The sequence below is a fragment of the Cognatiluteimonas profundi genome, from assembly GCF_009792795.1.
In the GTDB taxonomy this organism is placed as follows: domain Bacteria; phylum Pseudomonadota; class Gammaproteobacteria; order Xanthomonadales; family Xanthomonadaceae; genus Cognatiluteimonas; species Cognatiluteimonas profundi.
Map to the genome: position 1 here is coordinate 1 of NZ_VKHQ01000010.1, position 2,557 is coordinate 2,557.

Consider the following 2,557-nt stretch of genomic DNA (forward strand, 5'->3'; position numbering starts at 1 on the left):
CACTTACTTTGTTAACCTGCGCCCCCTAACAATTCATTCAAGCCGAACCCGCTTCGTGGCTTCAAGACTCCATATGGGTTCTTGGGCGGGTCGGCTTAATTCAGGTGTTAGGCCTCGCTTTGGGGGCAAAGTGCTCAGGGCAAACAGCCCGGCCTAATCGACCAGTCTCGGTCCGCGGGTTAGCCAGTGGCCCTGCCCCGCTTGCATTGCAAAATCTTTGGCCCTGCCGCCAGGCATTCCGCACAGCGTTGCTTCACCGTGATCCGACTGCAACGGATTGTTGCAAATCCTCTGCACCTTATTGGCCTGCTCGGCGTCGTGCGTCGCATCCATCAGGTTTCCGGAGCAAAGCCTGGGCCTGTTCGCGGGCCAGTCTGTTATCGGCTATCTTTTGCGCTCGGGGCCCGCTGGGAGCATGGCCTAACAGTTCATTCAAGCCGAACTTGCTTCGTTACAGCAAAAGGCGGTTATAAAAAGCCTAACCGCCTTTTGCCTCCACTACGCAAGCCGGCTTAATTCAGGTGTTAGGTGCCGTCAGTAGTGATATCGCAACTGCGCGATGAGCAATGAGCCATCGGCTACCTTATAGACGATTCTGTGCTCATCATTGATGCGACGCGACCAATAGCCAGCCAATGCATGCTTTAGCGGTTCTGGCTTTCCAGTGCCCGAGTGCGGCGTTCTCGTGATCTCTTTGATCAGTTCGTTGATGCGCTGCACCAGCTTTTTGTCTATTTTCTGCCAGTACAAATAGTCTTCCCAAGCTTGCTCGGAAAAGATTAGCTTCACTTGGCCAAGCTCCGTGCCTTGCCTTTCCCGGCCTCAAGGGCCGCGATGCTCTCGAGCAAACGCTGGGCGTTCTTAGGGCTGCGCAGCAAGTAAGAGGTCTCCTCGAGCGCTTTAAAATCATCGAGCGACATCATCACAACGGCCTGCTCGCCATTGCGGGTGATGATGATAGGCTCGTGGTCGTCGCAAACACGGTCCATGGTGTCGGCCAACTTGGCTCGGGCGGTGCTGTAAGTAATCGCGTCCATAGGGTGGCTCCAGTTGTACATATATTTGTACAATAGCTGTTACCCACTGTCAAGGCCCGGCACCTAACAATTCATTCAAGCCGAAGCCGCTTCGCGGCTCGGCTTAATTCAGGTGTTAGGCCGCAAATGAAACTTACACGCATCGTCTGGGTCTTGTTAACGTTGGTCGCTATGTCCTGTTCGCGATCCAACTCACCTTCACCCAGCGGCGCAATGAACCATGCAGCTTGGCAGAGTCACTGCAATATCGACGGTATCGCATTTGATAGTTCTGGGGATCGCCGCGTGTTTCAACACTTTGCACAACGTTGTTTGCCGGTCGATGCTTGCACCCTTTCTTGCATGCGCAGCGGCTGCGCTAAAGGAGTCAGCGGCGGCTGCTTCCACATGTGCAATCCCGCGTGGGCTGCTGCCGATCTTGCATCTGAAGCAGCCGCATACAAAATAGGCAATGGGGCCGCATGCGCGCGCCTAAGCTTTAAAACTCTCGCGCCCTGAGTACTGACGCGGGTTTAGTGGCCGACTACGTTACGATTGCGGCCTAACAATTTATTCAAGCCGAACTTGCTTCGTTACATCAAAAGCGTGGCATAAAAAGCCTGCCACGCTTTTGCCTCCACTACGCAAGTCGGCTTAATTCAGGTGTTAGACACCGCTAGGAGTAATGGAATGAATCCGATTGGACTTATAGCTCTCGCGGTAGCTGCAATTCTGATTCCCATCATTCTGCTGATTGCCTTGGGTCATTTTGCTTCCAAAGCGATCGCTCGCCGTGCCCCGAATTCGCAAATCAATCGAAAGGTCAATTCACTTCAATTGCTCCATGCCGCAATTGTCGTAGCGGTACTAATGAGCGTTACCTGGATTGGTCAACTCCATCCAGCAGGCGCTTTGGGGCGATACTTCGCCCTACCACAGGGCATTATTGTGGCAATTGTTCTAGTCTGGTTTGTATCAATTGTGTTTAGCTTTTGCATTGCTCTGGGTCGCCGCTTAAGACAAAAGCATCGCGGCGGTGTCTAACAATTCATTCAAGCCGAAGCCGCTTCGCGGCTCGGCTTAATTCAGGTGTTAGGGCCCACTCATGTCATTGCGGCAAGCCACCCAAAGCGATATCCCGGCCATGCATCGTGTGCGGTTGGCCGTGCGCGAGAATGCTCTCTCCAACCCGAATCGCATCACTGAGGCTGACTACATCGCCGCGCTCAAGGATTTGGGCCGCACTTGGGTCGTCGAGGCAGACGGACAAATCGCCGCTTTCGCTACGGGGTACAAGGCCGGGAGCATTTGGGCGCTGTTTGTGCATCCAGATCATGAGGCCCGTGGTTACGGCAACGCACTCCATTTCACTATGGTCAACTGGCTGTGGTCGTTGGGGCACTCGCGTTTATGGCTCACCACCAGTCCTGGCACTCGTGCTGAGGGGTTCTACATCTCTCGGGGCTGGCAGCCGTGTGGCATTGTTCCGGGCGGGGATCTCCGGCTTGAGCTGGGTGGCGGTGAATTAACACTCCAAGTGC

Annotated in this window: 4 protein-coding genes; 2 read left to right on the forward strand and 2 right to left on the reverse strand. The window is 54.4% G+C overall.

The window, feature by feature from the left end; genetic code table 11:
* Positions 1–534: 534 nt before the first annotated feature.
* Positions 535–789 carry a Txe/YoeB family addiction module toxin gene (locus tag GST15_RS12725; protein ID WP_159017694.1) on the reverse strand — a complete coding sequence of 85 codons (255 nt, stop codon included), beginning with the start codon at positions 787–789 and terminating at the stop codon, positions 535–537.
* Complete coding sequence (locus tag GST15_RS12730; RefSeq protein WP_159017695.1) at positions 786–1,037, reverse strand: type II toxin-antitoxin system Phd/YefM family antitoxin; 252 nt, start codon at positions 1,035–1,037, stop codon at positions 786–788. Before GST15_RS12730 ends, GST15_RS12725 begins: the two co-directional genes overlap by 4 nt.
* Positions 1,038–1,706: 669 nt before the next feature.
* On the opposite strand from GST15_RS12730, the gene GST15_RS12735 reads away from it, so the two are divergent.
* Both GST15_RS12735 and GST15_RS12740 read left to right on the forward strand, forming a co-directional pair.
* Complete coding sequence (locus tag GST15_RS12735; protein WP_159017696.1) at positions 1,707–2,060, forward strand: hypothetical protein; 354 nt, start codon at positions 1,707–1,709, stop codon at positions 2,058–2,060.
* A 61-nt stretch (positions 2,061–2,121) separates the two neighbouring features.
* The coding region (locus GST15_RS12740; RefSeq protein ID WP_159017697.1) for a GNAT family N-acetyltransferase at positions 2,122–2,557 on the forward strand (436 nt) is incomplete at its 3' end.

Coding starts and splice junctions, on each gene's coding strand:
- GST15_RS12730 (WP_159017695.1), bottom strand. CDS start 1,037: ATGGACGCGATTACTTACAGCACCGCCCGAGCCAAGTTGGCCGACACC.
- GST15_RS12735 (WP_159017696.1), top strand. CDS start 1,707: ATGAATCCGATTGGACTTATAGCTCTCGCGGTAGCTGCAATTCTGATT.